At 44.7% G+C, this 25,146-nt stretch carries 19 protein-coding genes and 1 riboswitch; of the genes, 10 read left to right on the top strand and 9 right to left on the bottom strand.

The features are described 5' to 3' along the window. The first annotated feature begins 45 nt into the window (after nucleotides 1-45). Nucleotides 46-882, top strand: a complete 837-nt coding sequence (gene licT, locus AC0WRU_RS20865; RefSeq protein ID WP_476126170.1) for a BglG family transcription antiterminator LicT — start codon at nucleotides 46-48, stop codon at nucleotides 880-882. Nucleotides 883-898: 16 nt separating this feature from the next. Beyond that, nucleotides 899-2,356 (top strand): glycoside hydrolase family 1 protein, encoded by a 1,458-nt coding sequence (locus tag AC0WRU_RS20860; RefSeq protein WP_476126169.1) that lies wholly within the window; start codon nucleotides 899-901, stop codon nucleotides 2,354-2,356. 46 nt (nucleotides 2,357-2,402) lie between these two features. Here the strand turns inward: AC0WRU_RS20860 and AC0WRU_RS20855 are convergent, their stop codons facing one another. Then, nucleotides 2,403-3,575, bottom strand: a complete 1,173-nt coding sequence (locus tag AC0WRU_RS20855) for an ROK family protein (RefSeq protein WP_476126168.1) — start codon at nucleotides 3,573-3,575, stop codon at nucleotides 2,403-2,405. A 134-nt stretch (nucleotides 3,576-3,709) separates the two neighbouring features. Here AC0WRU_RS20855 and xylA point away from each other — a divergent pair, with 134 nt between their 5' ends. Both xylA and xylB read left to right on the top strand, forming a co-directional pair. Continuing rightward, a complete protein-coding gene (gene xylA, locus AC0WRU_RS20850) occupies nucleotides 3,710-5,026 on the top strand; it encodes a xylose isomerase (RefSeq protein ID WP_476128691.1) in 1,317 nt (438 codons plus the stop codon). Nucleotides 5,027-5,083: 57 nt separating this feature from the next. Then, nucleotides 5,084-6,607, top strand: a complete 1,524-nt coding sequence (xylB, locus tag AC0WRU_RS20845) for a xylulokinase (protein WP_476126167.1) — start codon at nucleotides 5,084-5,086, stop codon at nucleotides 6,605-6,607. A gap of 136 nt (nucleotides 6,608-6,743) precedes the next feature. On the opposite strand, the gene AC0WRU_RS20840 is transcribed toward xylB, so the two are convergent. Both AC0WRU_RS20840 and AC0WRU_RS20835 read right to left on the bottom strand, forming a co-directional pair. Then, a complete protein-coding gene (locus tag AC0WRU_RS20840; protein ID WP_476126166.1) occupies nucleotides 6,744-9,965 on the bottom strand; it encodes a type 2 lanthipeptide synthetase LanM family protein in 3,222 nt (1,073 codons plus the stop codon). Nucleotides 9,966-10,072: 107 nt separating this feature from the next. Beyond that, the gene (locus tag AC0WRU_RS20835) at nucleotides 10,073-10,297 is read right to left on the bottom strand and encodes a mersacidin family lantibiotic (RefSeq protein ID WP_476126165.1); all 225 of its coding nucleotides are present in this window, start codon (nucleotides 10,295-10,297) and stop codon (nucleotides 10,073-10,075) included. Between the two features lie 239 nt (nucleotides 10,298-10,536). Here AC0WRU_RS20835 and AC0WRU_RS20830 point away from each other — a divergent pair, with 239 nt between their 5' ends. From AC0WRU_RS20830 to AC0WRU_RS20815, 4 genes are read left to right on the top strand one after another with little or no spacing between them, the layout of a single operon-like run. Continuing rightward, nucleotides 10,537-10,782 (top strand): response regulator transcription factor, encoded by a 246-nt coding sequence (locus AC0WRU_RS20830; RefSeq protein WP_476126164.1) that lies wholly within the window; start codon nucleotides 10,537-10,539, stop codon nucleotides 10,780-10,782. Further along, on the top strand, nucleotides 10,763-12,925 hold the full coding sequence (locus AC0WRU_RS20825; protein WP_476128690.1) for a peptidase domain-containing ABC transporter: 2,163 nt from the start codon (nucleotides 10,763-10,765) through the stop codon (nucleotides 12,923-12,925). Before AC0WRU_RS20830 ends, AC0WRU_RS20825 begins: the two co-directional genes overlap by 20 nt. 16 nt (nucleotides 12,926-12,941) lie before the next feature. Next, nucleotides 12,942-14,195: a hypothetical protein gene (locus AC0WRU_RS20820; protein ID WP_476126163.1), complete on the top strand. Its 1,254-nt coding sequence runs from the start codon at nucleotides 12,942-12,944 to the stop codon at nucleotides 14,193-14,195. Nucleotides 14,196-14,208: 13 nt separating this feature from the next. After that, a complete protein-coding gene (locus AC0WRU_RS20815; protein WP_476126162.1) occupies nucleotides 14,209-14,925 on the top strand; it encodes an ABC transporter ATP-binding protein in 717 nt (238 codons plus the stop codon). Nucleotides 14,926-15,054: 129 nt separating this feature from the next. Here AC0WRU_RS20815 and AC0WRU_RS20810 read toward each other — a convergent pair whose 3' ends face one another. The 3 genes from AC0WRU_RS20810 to AC0WRU_RS20800 are packed head-to-tail and all read right to left on the bottom strand — an operon-like array spanning nucleotide 15,055 to nucleotide 17,519. Then, nucleotides 15,055-15,237 carry a FeoB-associated Cys-rich membrane protein gene (locus tag AC0WRU_RS20810; protein WP_476126161.1) on the bottom strand — a complete coding sequence of 61 codons (183 nt, stop codon included), beginning with the start codon at nucleotides 15,235-15,237 and terminating at the stop codon, nucleotides 15,055-15,057. A 36-nt stretch (nucleotides 15,238-15,273) separates the two neighbouring features. Further along, nucleotides 15,274-17,283 carry a ferrous iron transport protein B gene (gene feoB / locus AC0WRU_RS20805; protein WP_476126160.1) on the bottom strand — a complete coding sequence of 670 codons (2,010 nt, stop codon included), beginning with the start codon at nucleotides 17,281-17,283 and terminating at the stop codon, nucleotides 15,274-15,276. Continuing rightward, complete coding sequence (locus AC0WRU_RS20800) at nucleotides 17,274-17,519, bottom strand: FeoA family protein (RefSeq protein ID WP_081750740.1); 246 nt, start codon at nucleotides 17,517-17,519, stop codon at nucleotides 17,274-17,276. Before AC0WRU_RS20800 ends, feoB begins: the two co-directional genes overlap by 10 nt. Nucleotides 17,520-17,801: 282 nt before the next feature. Here AC0WRU_RS20800 and AC0WRU_RS20795 point away from each other — a divergent pair, with 282 nt between their 5' ends. Both AC0WRU_RS20795 and AC0WRU_RS20790 read left to right on the top strand, forming a co-directional pair. Then, nucleotides 17,802-18,929, top strand: coding sequence for a transglutaminase domain-containing protein (locus tag AC0WRU_RS20795; RefSeq protein WP_476126159.1), 1,128 nt, complete (start codon nucleotides 17,802-17,804; stop codon nucleotides 18,927-18,929). A 52-nt stretch (nucleotides 18,930-18,981) separates the two neighbouring features. Beyond that, nucleotides 18,982-20,322 (top strand): MFS transporter, encoded by a 1,341-nt coding sequence (locus AC0WRU_RS20790; protein WP_476126158.1) that lies wholly within the window; start codon nucleotides 18,982-18,984, stop codon nucleotides 20,320-20,322. Nucleotides 20,323-20,444: 122 nt separating this feature from the next. On the opposite strand, the gene AC0WRU_RS20785 is transcribed toward AC0WRU_RS20790, so the two are convergent. The 3 genes from AC0WRU_RS20785 to AC0WRU_RS20775 form a co-directional block, all read right to left on the bottom strand. Further along, the gene (locus tag AC0WRU_RS20785) at nucleotides 20,445-21,911 is read right to left on the bottom strand and encodes an amino acid permease (RefSeq protein WP_149095171.1); all 1,467 of its coding nucleotides are present in this window, start codon (nucleotides 21,909-21,911) and stop codon (nucleotides 20,445-20,447) included. 134 nt (nucleotides 21,912-22,045) lie between these two features. After that, nucleotides 22,046-22,248: riboswitch (Lysine riboswitch) on the bottom strand. Between the two features lie 122 nt (nucleotides 22,249-22,370). Beyond that, nucleotides 22,371-23,504, bottom strand: coding sequence for a virulence factor (locus tag AC0WRU_RS20780; protein WP_476126157.1), 1,134 nt, complete (start codon nucleotides 23,502-23,504; stop codon nucleotides 22,371-22,373). Between the two features lie 332 nt (nucleotides 23,505-23,836). Further along, complete coding sequence (locus tag AC0WRU_RS20775; protein WP_476126156.1) at nucleotides 23,837-25,069, bottom strand: MFS transporter; 1,233 nt, start codon at nucleotides 25,067-25,069, stop codon at nucleotides 23,837-23,839. Nucleotides 25,070-25,146: the final 77 nt, after the last annotated feature.

Below are 25,146 nucleotides of genomic sequence, written 5' to 3'. Positions count from 1 at the left end.
TGTTTATTGGGGAAATCAAGCCTGGAAAGCGAGAGGTAGTTGGATATGAAAGTAATAAAAGTTCTCAATACGAGTATTGTTCTTGCCAAACGTGAGGATCACAAGGAAATCATAGTGATGGGTAAAGGCATCGGCTTTAAAAGCAAGCCTGGTGACTTCGTCGATGAGAACGAGATCGAAAAGATATATGTTCTTGAAAATGAAAGTATGTCTTCCGATTTGACAGCCTTAATGAAGGAAACTCCCAAGGAGTATTTGATTATGGCAGATGAAATCATATCTTATGCCAAAAGCGTTCTATCCAGTCACTTGAATGAACATCTATATATTTCCCTGACAGACCATCTGTATATGGCAACCAAACGGTTTAAAGATCACATGACCATTCAGAATCGGATGCTTTGGGAGGTCAAAAAGTTCTATCCAGAAGAGTTTGGCATTGGGCTGTATGCGCTCACCTTGATTGAAAAGCGAATCGGTCTCAAGCTGCCTGAAGAGGAAGCGGCTAATATTGCCTTTCATCTAGTCAATGCCCAACAGACCGATAACAATATGAACCAGGTTTTATTGATGACCAATACGGTCAAAGACATTTTGAACATCATTAAAATTCATTACCGAATCGAACTGGATACCCACAGCATTAACTATTCGCGGTTTTTAACACACCTTCAATTTTTCGTTCAGAGATTACTTGAACATAAAATGTTGGATTCTCAAGACAAGGAATTAATGAGTCAAATTGTGAACAAGTATCCGGAAGAAGAGAAGTGTGCGTTATCGATTCAACAATATATTGAAGCCAAATTCGAACTTTTGATCCCGGATGAAGAACTTATGTATCTGATCATTCACTTAAAACGAGTCATAAGTAGAAATTAAAGAGGAGGAATTAGATGTGACAGAGATCAAAAGAACATTTCCAGAAGGCTTTCTATGGGGAGGAGCTGTAGCCGCGAACCAGGTAGAAGGAGCCTGGAACGTTGATGGTAAAGGGATATCTACAGCAGATATGGCTATTTACAAAAAGAATGTGAGCAAAAGTGATTATAAAAAACACAATTCAATGACCGAGGAACATATCCAAAAGGCGATGCAGGACACGTCAGATCAAGATTATCCCAAACGCCAGGGAATTGATTTCTATCACCGCTATCCCGAGGATTTAGCATTGTTTGGTGAAATGGGATTTAAAACGTTGCGAGTTTCTATTGCATGGACGCGTATTTTTCCAAACGGGGATGAGGACAAGCCCAACGAGGCTGGATTGCAATTTTATGATCGGCTGTTTGATGAAATGCATAAAAATGGGATAGAGCCGCTTGTTACCCTATCTCACTACGAAATGCCGATGTATCTTGTAAACCATTACGGGGGCTGGACCCAACGGAAGGTTGTAGATTTCTTTATCCATTTTTGTAAAACAGTATTTAAAAGATACAAAAATAAAGTAAAGCACTGGATCACTTTTAATGAAATAGATAGTATCGTCCGCCATCCATTTACGAGCGGTGGTATTCTACCGGAGCGTTTTGACAATGTAGTGCAAGCGGTTTATCAGGGTTTGCATCATCAATTTATAGCTAGTGCTCTGGCCGTAAAATACTGCCACGAAATCATTCCGGATTCTAAAATCGGCTGTATGTTAACCCGACTGACAACGTATCCACATACCTGTAATCCGCAGGATATTCTGGCAGCGTTTAAAGATAATCAGTTTAACTATTTTTTCACGGATGTACAGGTTCGCGGAGCGTATCCCCCTTATATGAAACGCTTCTTCCGTGAAAAGGAGATTGTTATTGAAAAGCTTGAGGGTGATGATGAAATTCTAAAAACCCATCCGGTGGATTTCATTTCCTTTAGTTACTATATGTCGCTGGTTGCCAGTGCGGATAGTGTAGGTATGGAAAAAGTCAGTGGCAATACGATTGGCGGCGTTAAAAATCCTTATCTGGAAACGAGTGATTGGGGCTGGCAGGTTGACCCGGTCGGCTTGCGACTTTCTCTGAATGAGCTGTACAGCCGCTATGAAGTACCATTGTTCATTGTAGAAAATGGTTTGGGAGCGTACGACAAGGTGGAGGAAGACGGTAGTATTCAGGATGATTACCGTATTGATTACTTCCGTGCTCATTTTGAACAAATGCATGAAGCTATTCTGGACGGGGTTGAACTCATGGGTTACACCAGTTGGGGAGCGATCGACTTGGTCAGTTATTCCTCATCTGAAATGGAAAAAAGATACGGATTTATATATGTGGACAAAGACAACGACGGTAACGGGACACTTGAAAGAAAACGAAAAAAAAGCTTCTACTGGTATAAAGATGTTATCTCCAATAACGGGTTGTAAGAAAAATGGGGCGTACAGGAACTTTAGTGTTTCTGTACGCCTTTTTTTATAAAGATACACGTACACGCCCGAGAAAAGGAGCTGTTGCTGCATAGGCGGCACCTAACATCGTCGAACGGCTGCCAAGCGTGGAGAAACGGATTTGTAATTGCCGACGATGATAGGGCAGGGCACGTTCATCAATCACTTCACGCATACTTTGCTCCAGCCAAGGTCTGGCTTCCGCCAGCGGGCCACCGATGATGAGCATTCCGGGATTGAGGCTGTTCACGATGTTGGTGATGCCCACACCCAAATATTGCCCGATATCACGAAAGATGCTTAACGTATTCGCGTCACCTTGCCGGGCAAACGGCAGTAAATCCGCTGTGCTGTGCGCAGGCAGCTTGAAAGTAGACGCCGTATACGCCTTTTCCGAAGCATACAGCTCCCAGCAGCCCCGGCTACCGCAGGAGCAAAGCCGTCCGTTCCAGTCAATGGACATATGACCAGTCTCTCCGGCGTACCCCCAAGCCCCTTGATACGGCTTGCCGTCAATCATAATTCCCGCTCCGATCCCGGACCCCGCACTAATGTAGACCAGATCCCGCACCAGCTGCCGATGATCGCTGTCCATACCATAGTACAGCTCGCCTTGCGCACCGGCATTGGCTTCGTTATCCACCACCACGGGAAGGCCAAGCTCTGCCTCAAGCTGTTGCCGCAGCGGAACCTCTTCCCAGCCCAGATTGGGCGCGAACAAAACAGTTCCCGTTTCATCGACCATACCCGGAACCCCTAGCCCAATACCGACGATGCCATGAGGGGAGGGAGGGACCGTCTGTATAAGCTCCTGAACCAGCCTTTGAATCTGTTCCATAACAAAAGCAGGATCATGCTGCGCAAGGGGAAGGGTAAGCTCTGTTTCAATGGTTCCTGCCAAATCGGTCAGAGCACCCTTGATATAATACACGCTGACCTCGATGCCGAATACAAAGCCTGCCCGGCTGTTAAACAGCAGCATTAAGGGCTTGCGCCCGCCGCTGGATTCTCCTAATCCCGTCTCATATATAAGCCCGTCGGTGATTAGCTCCGCCACCAGGTTGGAAACGGTAGCCTTGTTTAACCCGGTTTGACTGGATAATTGTGCCCGGGATAGGGGAGCATGGAGGCGGATACGCTCCAGCACAATGGATTTATTTAGCTTTTTGACAAGCGCCTGATCGCCAGTGACATTCATGTTCTTTTCACTTCCTGTTGGTGTAATTCCCGATATTATATCATAAAAACAAACTTAGTTTAAGCAATAGACAAAGTCTTTTGGCTGTGCTAGAATCTTTTTTGTAAACGTTTACTATAAAGGAGGAACTTATGATGGCATATTTCGAGCAGGTATCCAAAATTAACTTTGAGGGCAAGCAATCCAATAATCCTTTTGCGTTCAAATTTTATAATCCTCAGGAAATTGTGGCTGGGAAAACAATGGAAGAGCATTTACGTTTTAGCATGGCCTATTGGCATACACTCGTTGCAGGTGGCTCCGATCCATTTGGGGTAGAGACGGCGGAGCGTCCGTGGTCCAAGTTTACCGGGCTGGATTTGGCGAAGGCCCGTGTGGAAGCTGCTTTTGAACTGCTGGATAAGCTGAACCTGCCTTATTTTGCTTTTCATGATGTTGATATTGCTCCGGAAGGCGCGTCGCTCAAGGAATTTTACAGCAACCTGGATACCATCGTGGATTTGATCGAAGAGCATATGAAGGCTACGGGGAAAAAACTGCTGTGGAACACGGCGAATATGTTCAGTCATCCACGTTATTTGCATGGAGCTGCGACGACTTGCAATGCAGATGTGTACGCACACGCTGCCGCCCAGATTAAAAAAGGCTTGGAAGTGGGCAAACGTCTAAGCGCGGACAACTATGTTTTCTGGGGAGGCCGTGAAGGCTACGAAACACTGCTGAATACAGATTTGAAGCTGGAGCAGGACAATTTGGGACGAATGTTCCATATGGCCGTGGACTATGCGCGTGAAATTGGCTTTGATGCCCAGTTCCTGATCGAGCCGAAGCCGAAGGAGCCAACCAAGCATCAGTATGATTTTGATGCGGCGACGACAATTGCCTTCCTGCAAAAATATGATCTGGATCAGCATTTCAAGCTTAATCTGGAGGCTAACCATGCAACTTTGGCGGGTCATACGTTTGATCATGAAGTTCGTGTAGCACGGATTAACGGTATGTTGGGATCATTGGATGCAAACCAGGGAGATTTGCTGCTGGGCTGGGATACGGACGAATTCCCGGTTGATCTGTACGATGCAACCCTGACTATGTATGAAGTGCTGCAAAATGAAGGCTTGGGCCGCGGTGGTATCAACTTTGATGCCAAGGTGCGCAGAGCATCGTTTGAGCCAGAAGACTTGTTCCTCGCGCATATCGCAGGTATGGATACGTATGCGAAAGGCCTGAAGGTAGCTGCCAAACTGATTGAGGACCGCGTGTTCGAGGACTTTATCGATAAGCGCTACAGCAGCTTTAAAGAAGGTATTGGGGCAGAAATTGTATCCGGTAAAGCAACGCTTGCTTCGCTGGCTGAATATGCACTGGCGAACGAAGCACCACGCAAAAACGTGTCGGGTCGTCAGGAGTATCTGAAAGCCACATTAAATCAATACATTTTGGCGGATTAATGCCATAACCTATATATGAGACAGCGTCTACACGGTAGCAGAGAAGGAGGAACTTCGATGCAGGAAAAGCAAAAACAGGAGCAAGAGCGCTACGTCATCGGTGTGGACTTGGGTACCAGCGCGGTCAAAACGGTGCTGGTTAACCGCAAGGGGCAGGTGGCTTTTGAAACCTCCCAGTCTTATCCACTCCATCAACCGAAGACAGGGTATAGCGAGCAGCATCCCGAGGATTGGGTCAGCGGTACGTTAACAGCACTGAAGCAGCTCGTGGAAAAGGCCGGGATCGGCGGGTCAGATGCCGTAGACGGCATTAGCTTTTCGGGGCAGATGCATGGGCTTGTGCTGACAGACAAGGAAGGGCAAGTGCTGCGCCCGGCTATTCTGTGGAATGACACGCGTACAACGGCGCAATGTCGCCGCATTGAAGAACAGCTTGGTTCGGAGCTGCTGAGCATTGCACGTAATCGCGCGCTGGAAGGCTTCACGCTGCCCAAGCTGCTGTGGGTGCAGGAGCATGAGCCGGACGTGCTGGCTGGTGCAGCCCATTTTATGCTGCCGAAGGATTATGTGCGGTATCGCCTGACGGGAGAGCTGGCGACGGAGTATTCGGATGCGGCGGGCACGCTGTTGCTGGATGTGGCAAAAAAGCAGTGGAGCCAAGAAATCGCCGCTGCTTTCGAACTGCCGTCGTCTTTGTTCCCGCCGCTGGTGGAATCGTTCGATCAGACAAGTACGCTGCTGCCGGAGATTGCGGAGCAGACCGGACTTGCTCCTGAAACGAAGGTGTATGCGGGTGGCGCGGACAACGCATGTGGTGCGATTGGCGCTGGTATTTTGAGCGAAGGACGCACCTTGTGCAGCATTGGCACATCGGGTGTTGTACTTTCCTATGAGGAACGTAAGGACATTGATGTGCAGGGGCGGGCGCATTTTTTTAACCATAGTGAGCAGGATGCTTATTATATTATGGGCGTTACGCTCGCGGCCGGGTACAGCCTGACGTGGTTTAAGGATACCTTTGCACCGGAGCATTCATTTGATGTGTTGTTGGAGGATGTGAACTCCATTGAGCCCGGCAGCCGAGGGCTGCTGTTCACGCCATATATCGTGGGTGAACGTACCCCTCACCCGGATGCAACCATACGGGGAAGCTTTATCGGGATGGATGCGGGACATAAGCTTGCGCATTTTACACGGGCCGTGCTGGAGGGAATCACTTTTTCGCTCAAGGAATCCATTGATATTCTCCGAGGAACGGGCAAAGAAGTGAAGGAAGTCATCTCCATCGGCGGCGGTGCGCGTAATGAAGCGTGGCTGCAAATGCAAGCAGACATTTTTAACGCGGATATCATCAAGCTGGAAAGTGAGCAAGGGCCTGCCTTGGGGGCGGCGATGCTGGCCGCTTACGGAAGCGGCTGGTTTGAATCGTTGCAAGCATGCGCGGAAGCTTTTCTGCGTGAGGCAGCAAGATATTCACCGAACCCCGAGCGTGTGGCACGTTATGAAGGCTTATATGAGCTGTATCGTGAAGTTTATCTGCACACGCGGGAGCTAAATGAACGTTTGGCGGAATACCGCTAATATTGTGAGTTTGAGAGTAAAGGAAAGCGTCTTCGGGTCAGGATAAACCCGCAGACGCTTTTCCTTTATCAAAAGCCATAATAAAGGTTATTCCTGAAGAGGACATCCTTATTGTGGCTTTTGGATTTTAAGGATGTTAAATGCAAGCGGATTCCCTGTGGAGTGGCTCTTGTAATGAGAGGATACTTGGTAAGGAAGTTAAGGAATAAAGACGCATCAATTGATAACCTATTCCGGACAAACCTAGCCACAGCCCCTGAGAATCTAACGCAGTGGGTAGACCTGTCTTAAATTTACCATGCTCGAAATAATAATTTAACGCCATATTACCTTGTTTCTTTGCCTCCGTAACCCACTCCGGACGATTAAGAGCTTGTCCGGCTAAAATTAACAATTCAATATTTCCGAGGCTTCCATGACAAATACAGTGGCTCTTATTGAATCCATATTTTAAAGTTGTATTAACTGCTATTTCGATATTATGAACGATATCAGGTATTAGACTTGATTTTAAATAAGGCATACATAAGGTTAATCCTAAACCAATTCCACTAGCCCCATGACACCAATTAGCAAGATCATGATTCTCCTTAATACCATGATCAATCCAGTTAAAATAGTCTGGAGAATAGGATTCTGCTAAGTGGGCAAATGCTTTCTCAGCAGTAGCATAGTAGCAATCTTTTTTAGTAACTGCTGCAAGACGAAACAAGGCTGAAGCAATACCAATGCTACCGTGGCCAAAGCCTACATAGGGAGTTGAAGATACACTAGATGTCCATGAAATCACCCCATTATTCTTTTTTCCATGCTTTAACAAGTGCTCTCCGTATTGAATTGCTACTTCTAGAGTCTTAGCCGATTTTGTAAGGTTATGTTCATTTAAAAGAACGTGAATAACACCTGCTGATCCTCCTAAGAGATCGAAGAAAGCATCCTCTTCTACGCTATCTTCCAAATTACTTATAATGTCCGATTTTCGCTTGCTCCAAGTATCGTTAAAACCTAGTAAACTCTCAAAGTGAGAGAGAGTATATAAGAGAGAAGCTTGACCATAGAAGGCGGATGGGAACTTCAAGTGTACGGGTATTTTACTTAGTGCTGTTTCTAATGCAGCGAGAGCTACGCTAGTATATTTCTCATCTTCTGAGATTTTTCCGAGATGAGCTAGAAATAAGGCAATGCCTGCTGTGCCATCATATAATCCAGGGCTTAAGGCGGATAAATAAAGCTGTCCACGATAATTTAAGTTCATTCCAATCCAAGTTACATACTTTTTGCTTGGACTAAAAACTGATTTTTTAATTAACTCATCGCCAAGGATTCTTGCTGTCTCAAGAAATTTTTCAGAGTGTATTGGTTTTGGACTGTAACCGCTTATCATTACTTTTTCATTCTGAGTGGGACCATGCACTTTATGTACATGTTTTCCTAATGATGAGCCTGCTATCGAAGAAGAGATCCAATCGCTGTATAAAGAAATACTGTCAGTACTTAAGGATTTCAATCGATCTTCTACTATTGACATGCTTGTTCGGGTAAACACATCTTTTATACATTTGCCATAGCTATCCCAAAGGTCAAGAGAACTAGGAGTACTAGTGAAATACGGAATATCACCCGCTCGCAAATCTTGTAGTTCAGAAGAAATAATTCGATCATCCAACCAAGAAAACCAAATCCGATCAAGTAAATTCTCTTGATTTAGAGCATCGCGACCATAATCAGGGTGACGAGACTCAAGAAGGAAATTTGTATAAAATTGTGTTGAACGCAATACGATACGCACTGGCGCATCCTTAAAAGTAAAGAGAGGACTCGTTGGGGCTAACAAATCCATTCTGTATTGGAGAAGCATAGAACACAATGATTGAAAACCATTTACAATTTCAGTAGTATAGTCACCTGCATTTTTAAATTCTCCCTCCAATAAAGGGCGATTGTTACCACTTGAAGTGGCTTGAGGCTTCCTAATGTAGCGCATATTATCAGTATTTACATCTATCAAACTCAAAACCGGGTAAGGTGTCATTTGCTTTTCTCCATTTACACCGCTTAATTCAATTCCAAATCCCTTATCATCTTGATGAAACAAGATGGGAAGGAGAGAAGTGCCTAATGGAGAATTACGAATCCTAAACTGAGCTTCTATATCTGCCGAATCGGGTACATCATGGTATACTTGGTTGTGAAAGAGGGTTTCCAAATCAATCAGCATGGGATGCTCCCCAAAAGCAATTAAATTTTCATAATGAAAATCGGTCCCATCCAGTAAATATATAATGGCTAAAAGCGCCCCTAAGCGTGTATAAAAACGTTGGATTTCTTCTTCAGTTTTGCAAGGCTTTGCTTCGATAAATTTTTCATAACCATAGCCTTCTAGTGCGATAACAGAATTTTTTTGGAGAAAAGGAGAAAAACCTTTATCATTAAACCATTGAATTAATTCTTGAAAATGGAGAGAGATATCTAATGGCTTTGGTTTATACATAAACGATTGCCCGTTTGCAAGATATAACCGCATTACTGTGCGACCTTGCTGATGAGAATCACCGAAACCAGCATCAATACGTATAAGTTCTGATGAATGTAAAGAAAATATATCGGTAATCATAGATCTGTTTAAGAGATAACGGTCTAACGTCTCTTTTATTACATTTACAAAAAGTATAGTTCTTTCAGCTAAAGTGCGGGCAATAACTGCATACTCAGAAAAAAATGATACAAGTTGTTTATGTCCTACAAATTTTTTCTCAATGAAAGAGATAAATCGTTCCTCCGGAGTTTGCCCTTCTAATTCTTCCAAAGCTTTAGCTATATTTAGTTCTAAAACAAATGACCGACCAGCGATTTGGGTCAATTGAAAAGACAATGTATGCAAGACCGAATTTATCGTACTCTCATGTAGAATAAAATCCTGGGCGTTATCTATGTTTGCTAAGTGCTGTTTTAATCGATTTCTTGCCCAAATTATAAATGGACGAATAAGAACATCCATTGTTCTAGACTCATTTTGTAAAGCTGGGTGATTTTCATTCATTTTTAGAGCCTCTTCCAAAACTTGAAACCAATCTGCTTGATACTCTTTAATTATTGCTAAATAGTTATCATCCCATTTAAGATTTTCGGTAGATTGAATCAAGGCTCCAAATATCTCTTCATTCATACTTGAAGCTTTAAATCGAGCTTCCTTTTTGGATTCTGTACTAATTAGAGCAAACTTAAACCATTCGTCTATTAGTTCGGTTGTCTTCTCTTTATCTTGTATCCAATTTTTATGATTAAAACCTTGAAAAGCATGATCAACAAGGTTCTTACGTTCATGTAAAAAGAGAGCACGCATGATCTGCTCTTTCATAACTACCCCATCCTCGTTTATGTGAAGTTAAAATACTCAATTTTTAAGAAATAAATAACTTAGGTATACACCAATTAAGGTGTATACCTAAGTGTCATTCACTTATTTTATCCAGCATGCCCTGGAAAGCAAACTAGCACTGTGACACCAACAATAGTAACAGTAACAGTAACAGGAGTAGAATCCGGTTGCACTCCTAAACCGCCATGTACACGAGCAAGCTCATCAGCGCTCAGCTCGATCAAAGCATCACCTGCAGGATGATCAATACCTTCTCCAGCTACACGAAGCTTTGGATTTTTCCACGCTTGGATCATTTCTTGTTTTGTCATTTTTTTTACTCCTCTCAGGAACATAGGGATATAAGACAAATTTAATGATAACCATATGTCCTAAAAATTTGCACTTCATAAAAATGCATTTTTATGTAAATATCTAAAACACTTCAAAAAAACTGAATACATCATATTGATTTATTTTTTGAACTTTACAAATATATTCGCTAAGTATGTATTGAAATTTTTTCTTAATTATGAAAAAATATTTGTAATCTACTAAGGAGGAGTAAAAATTGAGAGAAAATCAAAATTTATCTCCAAAAGAACAGAAAGTTGCAATTTGTATAGCTCAAGGATACAAAGACAGCGAAATCTCCCAGATATTATATATTAGTATGAGACGTACTGCCGAAATTGTGGCTTCAATTAAAGAGAAATGGAATATAAAAACAAGAGTTGAGATAGGTATATTCGCTTATCATTTTGGTTTAGTTTTTTTGACAGAGAGTATGGAGGTGCATTCCTCTGAAATTTCATAAGAGAGTACCTTTTATTGAACAGATGGAACATAGTGAATGTGGATTAGCTTGCTTGGCTATGATTTTGGGTTTTTTTGGACATAATATTTCTTTAACAGAATTAAGAAATCAGGTTGGTGCAGTGCGCGCAGGTATGTCTATGCAACAACTTCAAGAAATAGGGAGTACATATCATTTAACATCACGAGGATATCGGGCAAAGGCATCTCAATTAAATGAGCTAACCGCTCCTTTAATTTTGTTATGGGATAATCAGCATTTTGTGGTTCTTGAGAAAATAAAAAAGAAAAAAGCAATAATCCTTGATCCAGCTTTTGGAAGACTAATTCTTTCCCATCAAGAATTCACAGAGAAATATTCGGGTTTTGCACTTTCATTAAGCCCGGTAAAGGATTTTCGTAATAAAAGAAAGATACCAAAATGGACGTTCTATATCAAATTAGCTTTTAAGAGCAGAAAACTTCTTATATCTGTATTTTTGGTCTCAATACTTCTTCAAGGATTAGGTATTTTAATACCTAAGATCACCCAATTCACTGTCGACAACTTACTAGAATCCCAAAAATATTCTTTCTTAATCACGTTGGGGGCAGCGATTTTTGCTATATTTGTGTTTTCACAGTTATTTCAATTTTTAAGAGGCTACTTGGTTGCCAAGTTACAATCCCAAATGGATACACATATGATGACACAATTCATTGACAAGCTGTTTAAACTTCCTTTTGATTTCTTTGAAAATCGAAAAGGAGGGGAATTGGTATTTAGGGCTAACTCCAATGTAACAATTAGAAGGGTATTATCAAATCGAGTTATAACTATTTTTATTGATGGGCTTTTACTTATAACTTATACAATCTTAATGATAAATCAACTATGGCAAGTTGGATTAGTAGTTACAATTGTAGGCTTCCTAATGTTACTCATTATAGTTTTAAGTTCTTTTATTACTCACCGTTTATCTCGAAAGGAGATTTCGAGCCAGGCTGAGATGCATGGATTCTTATCGGAACATATACATGGAATTGCAGATATAAAAGTTTTAGGGTTCGAAAATAGTGTATTTAACAAGTGGAGGGAGCTTTTTAAAAAACAGCTTATCACTACGGAAAAACGTGTCATTTGGAATACATCACTTGATTCTACTACAGTTAGCATCCAGTTTGTTTTTCCCCTCCTGATTCTATGGATTGGATTTCATTATGTGATTGAGGGAAGGATAACTTTAGGGAGCCTTCTTGGATTACAAACGCTTTCAACTGCTTTTATGGTACCAATTGTTTCTTTAGGATCAACTCTTAGTGAACTCGTCACTGTGGGCTCATATATTCAACGAATTCAAGATGTTATTGAGAGTGTGGAGGAGCCCTCGGGTGCCCATAAACCGAACCATACTTTTAGAGGGTATATTAAGTTTAAGGATGTTTCATTTAATTATTATCGATTTGGAAGATACGCTTTAAAAGATATTAATCTTGAAATATTGCCAGGTGAAAAGGTTGCGATTGTTGGTGCTTCAGGTTCTGGTAAGAGTACTTTGGCGAAGTTAATACTAGGACTCTATAAGGCTTCGTTTGGAGAAGTCAGTATCGATAATATACCACTGAATCAATGGCATCTGAGTGAGCTTCGTCAGAAAATAGGTGTTGTTTTACAAGAAACAAAATTATTCAATGTTTCTATATTGGATAACATCGCCATGAACAATGAAGACTATACCATAGATATGGTAGTTCAGGCAGCAAAGGAAGCGGATATTCATCGTTTTATTATGAGTCTCCCTTTGGGTTATCAAACTGTTGTTTCCGAAAACGGATTAAACTTTTCAGGAGGACAACGGCAGCGTATTTTACTGGCACGTGCTTTTTTGGCAAAACCTCAAATTCTACTTTTAGATGAAGCGACAAGCTCACTTGATAGCGTTTCAGAGCAATTGATAACAGATTTGTTACAAGAAAGACATTGTACACAAATCATTATTGCTCATCGTTTTAGTACAATCCAACGAGCTGATAGAATTATTGTACTTGATCAAGGGGAAATTATTGAACAAGGTAGTCATCAGGATTTAATTGCTTTAAAAGGTCAATATTATAATTTATACAACTCTCAGGAAACTGCTTTTCAGTTTGAGCCAGTTTTGTGACTTGGAGAAGCGAAAAATGACAAGTATAAAGTTATGTGAAATATTGTATGTAAAACAACTCGGAAAACTAACTAAAATGGATGCTGCTTTATTTATTTTTTTATTATTTCTAATCCCTAATGGATTAGCTAATGCTACCTTGAGATTAAACGGTTTAGGTTTTAAACCTATGATGTGGGCTATCATATACGGAATCATTGGTTTTTTGATTCATATTGGTATAAATATATCAACTTCAAAAATAGAAGAAATACGTTTTTTGTGGTCTATAGGAAAGGGGAAATTGTTTCTAACCCAATATACTATGGTAAAAAAAATCCCTTTTTTAATATTACTTTTATGGATCGTAGTTGGTCAGATCTTGTGGGGAGTTCATAACAATCATATTTATAATATGGTTTCAGGATTGATTTTAGGTGTACTTTTTGCCGAGATACTTGGATATATAATAATATTTAGAAAATTCAATGGCTATGCTATAAGCTCGTTTCTTCTATCACTGAATGTAATCTATTTTATATTGCCAATGTCTCTGTCTGTACGTATTTTGACTTGGCTTTTGTTATGCTTAAGCATGGGATATATAGCTTTTTATTTTGCACAACGCTCTTGGTCAGTTTTTTTACAGTATCATGGGCCAAAAAAAACTCTGAGCAGACGCGGATGGCTATCTCAAAGCCCACTTCTAAAAAAAGAATTATTATTCATCATTAAACGAGGCAATCTGTTTCCTTTTTTTATTTTAGCTATGGGAATTGAAATTTTGAACTATTATATCATTAGAGAAAGTTCATTTATTCTTCCAATCAGTAGCGTGGTATTAGCATGGGTTGCTGTTGATATTTGGGCTGTCAAGAGTCTTATTGTAGAGGAAAAAGGATTGCTATTATATAAAACAACGTTATTTGCTTGGAAGAAGATGCTACGCACTAAATGGTTGATCTTATGTGTTTTAAACATAGGAATTATTTTTATGCATCAATGTATTTGGGGAATTTATTTGCATATTAATCCAATTAATTTATCGTCCCAATTTGTATGGAGTATATTCCTTTCAATTACTTTAATTAGCTTTGGTTTGCCTTTGGGTTACAAATTTTTATCTATTGATTATTTAGGACATTACCGAATCAAATTTTTCGGGAACTGGGTCATTGCAATGAGCATGCTATTATTAATGTACCTTCATCAATTTCATGAAGTTCTATTTACAGCTATATCTATTATGATCTATATAAGATTCATCTTTTTTTATAAGAAAGTATCTTAGGAGTGAGTCAACGATGACCCAAGAAAATAAATTATCAATTTTACAACTGGATCAAGTTTCTTTCGGTTATGGCTCTAAAGAAATTCTACATGAAATAAACTGGAATGTCTCAGACCACCAAATTACTGTGTTACTTGGTCCCAATGGAGCAGGTAAATCAACTTTATTAAGTTTAATTGCTGGTCTTCATGAGGCACAAAAAGGTACAATTCGATTCAATCAAACCATTGTCGATTTTGAAAATCAAAACTATAAAACAATGATAGGCTATTTACAAGAATTCCCCTTTTATTATCCCGCACTTTCTGTATCAGAAATGATGCGACTTATTGGGGGATTACGACAGGTACCGAAGGACCAGCTCGAAATACGTATCGCTAAATGGATGGAGAGATTCAAATTAGAAGATTATCAAAATATGAAAATGGAAGAGTTATCTCAAGGAACCAAAAAGAGAGTTGCATTAGCATCAACGCTCTTGCATGAACCTAAAATTCTTATTTTAGATGAACCGACTAACGGACTAGACCCTGATCAAGTGATGATCGTTAGAAGCACATTACGGGAGTATCTCACGGAAGGCAGAGTAATTTTGTTATCCACTCATATTATGGGGTTGGCTGAGAAACTAGCAGATCAAGTTGCTATTCTTCGAAACGGACGGATAACATATGCAGGAAAACCTACAATAGACCTTGAAACCTTATATTTAGCTCATCAACATCTTTAAGTTTATTAGTCCTGACTAAAAGACAGCTAAGGAATAGCGTGACACAGAAAAAAACTAGCGACTCTGTTCTCCTAAAATGTATTGGAAAACAGTCGCTAGTTTTTCCTTACTATTCATCAGATGCTACGTTTAACCTTTGTGAACAACCTTAGTTTTTCCAGTATCTTCCTTCACAGCACTCGTGGCACAGCCCGGACATGACTTGCTTAATGAGCATCCGGCACAAGCACCTTGACGGCTTTTCCGTAAAAAACGAACAAACACCCACGTGCTATAACCGAGAATCACCAATAAAATGATGATATTGATCATGGAATCCACTTCCTTCTATTTACTTTAGGGCCTGACTTAACCCCAGCCTAATAACCTGCCACACTGATAGATCACAACGGCAATAATATACGCCACGGTCAAAGGATAAATCACAGAAAATGCGGTCCAACGCCACGAAAGGGTTTCTTTGCGAATGACCGCTACCGTAGCCAGGCATGGTACATACAACAGAATGAACACCATGAAGCTAAAAGAGGCTAACGGTGTAAAGGCATGTCTGACTTGCATTTCCAGCCCTTGCATGTCCGGAACGTGGTAAATGATATTCATCGTCGATACCACGACCTCCTTGGCCATAAAGCCCGTGAGCAGGGAAGCGCCTGCTTGCCAGGTACCGAAGCCGAGAGGGGCCAGTATGGGGGCAAACCACCCTCCAACAGTGGCAAGCAGGCTATCATTCATGTCTGCACCGAACCCTTGTGGGCCGAAATTGGACAAGAGCCAGATGCCAACGGAGCCTGCAAGAATGATCGTTCCGGCTTTACGGACGAAGCCTTTGACCTTCTCCCATGTGCTTCGAAATAGTGTAAGAGCCTGCGGCACCCGATAGGGAGGGAGTTCCACGATGAAGAGCGAGGGCTCACCCGATAAAATGGATACTTTGGAAAAGATTTTGGCAAGTATAAGCGATACGGTGATTCCTAACACATACATCAGCATGATGATGCTTGCCGCATGTGTTGGAAAAAATACACCCGCAAACAACGCATATACCGGCAGGCGGGCCGAACATGACATAAAGGGCACCAGCAACGTTGTAATAAGGCGTTCTCTGGGCTGTTCAATGGTGCGTGCGGCCATAATTGCAGGGACATTGCAGCCAAATCCGATGATGAAGGGAATGAAGCTTTTCCCGTTCAAGCCAACGGCTTGCATCAGGCGATCCATTAGTATCGTGACCCGTGCCATATACCCGGAGTCTTCAATCACCGAAATAATCAGGAACAAAATAGCGATCTGAGGCAGAAAAACGAGCACGCCCCCAACTCCTGCCACAATACCGTCCACGATGAGACTCTGCGTAAAAGCGGACGCGTTCAAGTGAACGAGCAATTCAGAAATCCAACTGCTTAGTGTCCCTGAAAAAAATCCGTCCAGCATATCTGAAAGAACAGTACCCGCCCAATCGAAGGTGAACTTGAAGGTAGCGTACATCAGCAACAAAAAGATGGGAATCCCCAAATACCGATGGGTTAGCAGTGCGTCCAGCTTGTCTGTCAGACTGTGCGGCTTGAGTTTGGACGTGTCGAGCACCTTTGTACACAGATCAGCGATCCACGCTGTACGTACAGAACGGATATGCTGAGCGGGAGTAGCCGAATAGCCTTCACGGAGAAGTTCTTTCTCGCAACGCTGGATGCGTTCAGTTACTTGTTCACGCTGTACCTCATTCGTCATCCATTCCATAACGACAGGATTGTTTTCCAGACACTGTAGAGCTGCCCACCGAGGGCTTGGCACAGGTGTATTCGTCAGTAAGCTGCAAATATCTGTAATAGCGGCTTCGACGGCAGGGCCGTAATCCAACTGGAAGGAATTTGGCGCACGTCGTACCTCACGAAGTGATGCGAGCATTTGCTTACTGCCGCTGCCCGTGCGTGCCACCATGGGAATGATGGGAACGTTCAATTGATCAGCCAACAATTCCTTGTTTACCCGAAGACCAGTGGCATCGGCTACGTCAGTCATGTTTAAGCCAAGTACAAGCGGACGGCCATATTCCAGTAGTTGTACGGTCAGATACAGATTGCGCTGGAGCTGGGAGGCATCCACGATGTTGATCAGGGCCGCAGGCGGTTCTTCCAGCAAATAACGGGTTGCGACACCTTCATCCAGCGAAAGAGGGAGTAAAGAGTAGGCACCCGGCAAATCCACCAAAACGGCAGACTTGTCGCGCAGCAGGCCTGTTTTCTTTTCCACCGTCACCCCGGACCAGTTCCCTACCTCTGCATACGTACGAGTCAGCTTGTTGAATAATGAGGTTTTCCCCGTGTTGGGATTACCGAATAGAGCGATCATGTCCATGAAGTAACGACCTCCAGTTGTTTTACCTGATTTTGACGGAGGCCGACCAATTGACCGTTGCATTCAATGACAATAGGGCCGCCCAACAGACTGATTTTTTTTAATCGTATAATGGAACCTTCGTCAATCCCCATGTCCGTTAAGCGTCGGCGCAATGAGGGGTGAAGAGAGGCAAGGGATTGCAATCGCACGGGTTGACCCGGTGGAGTACAAAGGAGTGAGATACATTCTGGCATGGTGCTCAGCCTTTCTAATGTAGAATGAGAATCAATATCATTTACTTCCGATGCCAGTACCATAACATGAGGATTACTAGATTGCTGTGATAAAATTCTCTCTGGGAACGACATATTTGCCCATTGTCCGATCTGTTATATAGCCGAGTATGGTGTCACAACCTGTCTTTAACTGCACCCTTACTCGTCTGCAACCGACAAAACTAGAGCGCTTGGGGCAACTGTTTTTATGGTAAGATAGAGCTGTTTACAACTATGCTAAGAAGGGCAGGAACGCTCTGTATGAACAGAAAAATCGGGGTTAGGCTTGTAAAATGCCTGGTGGTGGGTGCAGCGCTGGCTGTGTTGCTGCCGCATGCTGTGGAGTGGGGGAACAATGTATATGCTGCGTCGGTCAAGCCGGCTCCGTCCGTATCGTCACAGCAGCTTCAAAATAAGCTTTTACAGGCAATGGCTACGCGGAGTGAAACGCTGACTTTTACATATCAAGGGCGGGTGAACGGTCTTAAGCAGCAGTTACAGACAGCCATCAAACAGGCGATGGAGAGCGACCCGTATGTGAATTATACGATCAAAAGCTACGCTTTCAGCTATACAGGCACAACCACGTCCGCTGAGGTTACAATCCGTCTGAGTTACCGGGAGACGAAGGAGCAGACCGCATATGTGGATAGCACGGTTAAAGCTGTGCTGGGGGACATCATTACGAAGGGAATGACAGATCATGAGAAGGTGAAGGCCATTCATGACTGGATTGTGGTTCGTTTGAAGTATGATGAAACGCAGCAAAAATACACGGCATACGATGGCCTGAAAACCGGAAGTACGGTGTGTCAGGGCTATTCATTGCTGGCCTACAAAATGCTGGAACGCGCCGGGATTACCAACCGGATTGTGGAGGGAAGAGCAGGAGGCCAACTGCATGCATGGAATCTTGTTTTGCTGGATGGACATTGGTATCACATGGATACGACATGGGATGATCCGACCCCGGATCGTGGCAACGAGGTAAGCACTTCGTATTATCTGCTGACTGATGCCGAAATGCGCCGGGATCACTCCTGGGTTAAACAGTATCCTCAGGCGAACACCTCGTATCGGCAGACATTGTCGGGATTGGTCGCTGTGGGCGGACCCAAGGCTGCTGTGTATCAAAAGCTGTACAATACTCTGGAATATACGCTGCAAGATGGCAAGGGTCTGATTAAATCATCCGCCGAAATCAAGGAGCAGGTTCGCAAAGAGATTAATAAGGGCGGTGCCACGCTTACCTTCGGCTATCAGGGAACAGAGCGAAGTCTCAAAGAAGATTTACAGTCGTTGTATCAGCTTGGGTTAAAATCTATTTCCTACCAGATCACGGATTTAGGCAGCACCGGAAATCTCCGTGTAACCTTGAAATGGACCTGAATATTTTGTTGCAATAGAAAAAGCTACATTAACAAAGGAGTATTCTATTTATATGCACAAGCGTTCCTTTACCTATTTGCTTGGCACGCAGACCATGTCAAATGCGGCCGATATTCTTTATATCATGGCACTGGTGTCTCTGGTGTTTCATGAAACGGACTCGATCTTCTCTTCGGTGCTCGTTCCGTTGCTGCGAATGGGGGCGCAGATGATCAGCGGCTTTTTAGCACCGCTGATTTTGGCCCGATTCCAGCTTCCTTTTATTTTATTTGTTTCCCAGTTTGGTCAACTGGCTTTCTTCGCGCTCCTGCTGGGGCATTTGTGGTCAGCGGGCGCGAGCCCGGTATGGGTGCTTGTATTTACACTGGTAGCAGCGATGTCCTTTCTGGACGGCTGGACCACACCTGCACGTAATGCGCTGATTCCGCGCCTTGCGTCCGGGGAAGGGCTGATGCGGGCGAACAGTCTCGTATCAGTCAGCGATCAGACCGTGCAATTGGCTGGATGGGGGCTTAGTGGTGTGCTCGTAGCCATGCTGGGCTCGGAAAAAACATTGCTGGTGGCTGTCGGACTGTATATGGTAGCGATGATCTTCACCAGCTTGATTCGAGATCCACTAGAGGGCAAAGCCCATTATTTGCTGCAACCCGGAACAAGGGTGCGAAGTGGAGATTCCTTGGCTTCAACCTCTCCTGCACAGTTGGAAGATACACTGTATGGCCCGGAATCAGAGAGCCCGGCGCTACCTCCCAAACGTAAAAAGGAAATACTCCGTGAAGGCTGGAGCCTCATCGGAGCCAGTCGAAGGCTTAAAGCTCTTATTTTCATGGATATGATCGACCTGCTGGGTGGTTCGGTTTGGGTAGGCGCATTCACGCTTGCCTTCGCTCAGCAGGTGCTGCACAAGAGCGAGGCATGGTGGGGATACATTAATGCGGCGTATTTTGCAGGCGCGATTGGCGGTGGGATCATTGTTCTCGCTTGTGTCAAGTATTTGCAGCGCAGACTGCTGCCCGCGATGCTGGCGGGGATGGCTTGCTATGGACTGCTGACGGCTTGGTATGCGCTGAACACATTACCGCCGCTAACGCTGCTGATCGTGCTGTTAATGGGATTGCCTGCGGAAATGTCCGTCGTATCCCGCCGCACGATGATGCAAATGAGCGTATCTGTGCACGATTTACCCAAGGTGCTGTCCGCACAGGCTACGCTGACGAGCATGACGTTTTGCATCTCGCTATTGCTGATGGGCTGGATTGCAGATCATCTGGGCATCGTTAATTTGTATTTGTTTTCTGCACTGCTGACGCTGATTGCTGTAATTTATGGCATCTTTAGCCGTCATGCCTTGTCTATGTCTTTGACAGCTCCGGCTGCTGCTTCTTCCGAATAACAGAAAAAAAGCCCGTCTCCACATATCAGGGAGAAGATACTGATGAACCTGATCTGATCCATAGGACCGTTCATCCGCATTTCCACCTGTATATGCCCAGAGACGGGCTTTTTTACTATTGTTTATTTACCGGAAGACGCATCCGGGTCCAAATCACACTCGTTGAGTGGAACGATTTTGGTACGCTTGATCCATTTGTAGCCGAGCCACAGAAGAAGGAACAGCGGCACACTCATGTACGTAGCGATCATCGTTTTCCAGTCAATGGCTTGCCCAGTAAAGGCATCGGCACCTTGCCCGATAATCACGATGATACACAGTGCGAAGGCAAACAAGGGACCAAACGGGAACCAGCGGGCTTTGTACGGAAGCTCACTCAGACTGCGACCCTGTGCTGTAAAGGCACGGCGGAAACGATAATGGCTGACAGCAATTCCAACCCATGTAATAAATCCGCACATCCCGGAAGCATTCAGGAGCCAGTTGTAGACCACACCGTCCCCATACAGGGAGGCGAGGAAGGCCAGCATACCGACAGCGGTTGTGATCAGCAGTGCATTCATAGGAATGCCGCGTCGATTGATATGTCCGAGGAAACGGGGGGCTTTACCTTCCCGCGCCAAAGCATACAGTACACGTGTTGCCGCGTACATCCCGGAATTACCTGCCGACAATACGGAAGTTAAAATAACGGCGTTCATAACAGAGGCAGCAATGGCAAGCCCCGCTTTTTCAAATACCAGTGTGAACGGGCTGACCCCGATGTCACTGATATCTCCCCGCAGCAAATTCGGATTGGTGTACGGAATAATCAATCCAATGACGAGAATCGCCAGAATATAAAAGAACAGGATGCGCCAAAAGATTTGACGGATGGCACGCGGCACATTTTCACGCGGATTTTCACTCTCTCCGGCGGCTACCCCGATCAGCTCCGTTCCCTGAAAGGAAAAGCCTGCGGCCATGAACACGCCCAATACGGCGAAAAATCCGCCGTGGAACGGGGCATCCCCCACAGTGAAGTTAGCGAAGCCAATCGCTGGACCTCCCATAATACCGAAGATCATCAGCACACCAACAGCGAGAAAGATTACCACGGTCACAATTTTAATCATGGCGAACCAGTATTCGGATTCACCATAGCCTTTGACCGTCAGCGCGTTGAGCGCGAAGATTACGGCCAGAAATAACAGACTCCACCAGGCAGAGTGGCTTTCCGGGAACCAGTATTTGATGAGCACGGTCGCTGCTGCCAATTCGGCGGCAATCGTCACGGCCCAGTTGTACCAGAAGTTCCAGCCCATGGCGAAACCAAAAGCCGGATCGACGAAGCGACCTGCGTAGGTATTAAAAGAGCCGGATTCAGGCATAAACGTAGCCAGTTCGCCGAGGCTGGTCATCAGGAAGTAAACCATGAGGCCGACCGCTGCATAAGCCAACAGGGCGCCTCCGGGACCGGCTTCTGCAACCGCGCCTCCACTGGCGAGGAACAGGCCCGTTCCGATGGAACCCCCGAGGGCGATCATCGTCATATGTCGGGCTTTGAGACTTTTCCGCAAGGTTGCGGCAGGCGTTGCTTTGTGTTGCACGTTCAAACACTCCTTCATGAAATGGTATTTCATGTCAGGGCAAGAGCCAGAAGGAGGGGGATTACAAACGTCAAAAGACCGCAGGGAATACGCCTGCGGCCTTGTCTATGCATTCCGCACCATACCTTCTTCTATAACAAGATAGCTCAACACACGTGTCTGTGTTAGGACATCGCGTGACAGTTCTGCTCCTTTCGGTTAGCAGCCCCAGCATTCGGAGTATTTACAAAGAGTCAGCTCCGCATACTTCGGCGGGTGTACCTTTCCACTGGAATCTCAGACGGCTCTTGGCGTCTCCTCCGGTGTACTGATTACATCCGCGACCTCTACCTCATCATAAAACAGGGTTGATGAGGTGTATGACATGATATTTTATTGTATAGCGAACTACAGTATAGCGTACCTGTACATCTTCTGACAATCGACAATTTTTTGAAGGTCCAGTCGTAAAATCACAAGTTAAGAGTTGCGTTTGGCCATCTGCTGCCAAACCGTCCCTGCGGCTTGCTCGCCTGACTCAATGCGCTCCAGCGCCATTTTGGCCTGTAGACTGACCTCGAATTCGGGGTCATCTACAGCCTTCTCCAGCGCGTCACGCGCGTCCTCGGTGCCGACCTCGTACAAAAAACGGGCAGCCCGCCAGCGAACCAGCTTGCTGTTATCTGACAAGGCTCCCATCATAGCTACGGTAGCCGACGGGTCGCCGATATCCGACAGCGTATCGCCCGCCGTACGGCGTACGGCCGCTGAAGGATCGCGTAGCGCCTCGGACAGCAGCTTCATCGCCTCCGGTGTGCGCAGATCGCCCAAATAGACGACCCCCAGCCGCCGTAGCTGCATTTTGTCGTCATGCAGCGCTTGGCGGATGAGTGGCAAATGCTCGGGCGTCGGCTCCAGCCGATCCAGCGCAGCGTAGCGAGTGCGCCAATCCTTGTGCTGTAGTGCCAGCTCCAGCTCGGTATCGCTCCACTCGCGGCGTTCCTCCACGAATTCGCTGTTGTCCGCGCCATGGGCAATCGCCTGCTGGATAATCTGCTCCAATCGCTCCTGTGGGAAGGCCGCCTCCAACTCCTGCTCCACCTCGCGCGCGATATCCGGCAGTTCTCCATAGCGGACGCCGTAATCGCTCAGCTTGCGCTCCTTGATCAGCGTCGCGCTGGCTACCCGGGTTACGGCCTCCACGAAACGGTCGGACAAGGAAATCCGTTCCTCCTGCTGGCCCGCTTTGACCCGGATTTGCATCGGAATGCCCCGGAAAAATTGCACAAATACCTGTGCCTCACCAAAAGCTTCCCCGGAGGTTTCCTCTGGCAAGTCCCAATTGGCGTCTGCGCCTTCCTCGCCTAGCTGGTCGCGAACCTGACCCAGAATGGTGGACCAATCTGCGTTCCCTTTGCGATCAAGGGCTACAAAATCCGTCGTGTGAAACACGCTTTTAACTCCTTCAATGCCCAGCATACGCCGGATAAAGGGGGGAGCGGAGCGTTCATTATCCCGTGTATATGTTCTGCGAATGCCCGCTTCCAGCCGCTCATCCAGATGCAGCATCATGGTGTTCGGACTGGGAGTTGGCTCGATAGATGTTATTTTCATAGCGCGGTACAGCCTCCTATTCAAAAGTTCTCCATATATAGCTTATCTGTATTGTACCTCATTCTACGAATGTCTCCAAAGAGGGAGTTCGTCATTTCGACGAAAATACAATGATAAATCTCACACAAATCATATGAATATGCCTAATGAAAGTTACTATGGTGCCACTGCGCAGTCGGATGGTGCTTCCCATCGCCACCGCCCCCGGATTTCTGAAATAAAGTCTATGATCAGGGTAGAAATCCGGGGACAAAAGCGACCGCTTCGCTTGTACAGCACCATTCCGCCTACTCCGTTTTTATGTGAATTTTACGAGTTCATTATACATAGCTTTATACACTTCGCTTCAGCGAATCGTTCTGGTGGCTGCGAATGAGCAGGGAGGCGATAAAGCCCACAGACAGAACAGCTGCCAGCAGCATAAATGTAATCGCCTGATTTCCGCCATCACCCATCAAACGAATAGAAAGCATAGGGGCTAGACTCGTACCGGCAAACAGAATGAAGGTATACAGTGAGACCGCTATCGCTCTTGCCGAGCCTCCAAGCTGGCCGACAATGGCAATCAGTGAAGGAACGCTTAGGGCAATGCCGCTTACAAAACATACACTCAACACGACGATAGCGATAAGAGAATGCGTCATTCCCATCAGCGCCAAGCTGAGAATGGAAAGGACAAGAGCTGTGCGTAATATTAGATGTACACCGAATTTTTGGGCTAGCTTTCCGGCAAACGGTGATAAAAGCATGCCGATGATGCCAGCGGCTCTTATATAAAGCATCTGTGTGCGATTCAAGCCAAATTCGGGTCCGCTAAGATAGCTGCCCAGAACTGTATACATACTCACGAAAGACATCAGGAGAACGAAGGCGACTGTATAGCTAAACCATAAAGGATACGACCGGAGAACGGTGCCTAGCTGACTGAAGGAAGCCCAAATACGGACGCCCCGTTGAGGCGTGGGTGCTTTCGGTAAGAAAAAAGTTACGATCAAGAAGGTTATGGCGTACAGTACGCCTAATACTCGAAATACCATATTCCATCCCATGTGTTCGCTAATGATGATACTAAATACCTGTCCGGCAATCCCCGCCACCAGAAACCCGGTACTGATAAAGCCAATGGCCGTTACCCGCTTTTCGGACGGAAACATATCTACGGCGTAGGCGAGAGCTACGGGAGAAAAGGTGGCTGCCGCCAAACCTTGAAGCAAGCGTAGTGTAATTAATAAAGGATACTGACTGGTAAAACCAAGACATAGCGAGATGATGGTTAATGCGAATAGTCCGGTAACGATAATCTGCTTTCGTCCAAAACGATCAGACAATCCCCCATACACAAGGCATCCGGCCGCAAACCCCAAGGAGAAGATGCTGCCCGGTATCGCAGCTTCAGCGAGCGTTTTGCCGAATATGTCCGCAAAGAGCGGAACTAAAGGAATGGTTACATATAGACTGGACATGACTGCAATCGCTGACCAACATAGAATTACGGTCATCCATGCATAAGGTAGAACAACGGATTTTTGCTGTATAGCTGTATGATCTGTTCGTAATTTACTCATCAATCGAACACTCCCTTAATAATAAAATAAGCTTTCATTTAATACATGCAATTAATTATATTAGATAACCTAATTAT

It is taken from the genome of Paenibacillus sp. 1-8, from assembly GCF_056316205.1.
This window is presented reverse-complemented; position numbering and strand designations above follow the sequence as displayed.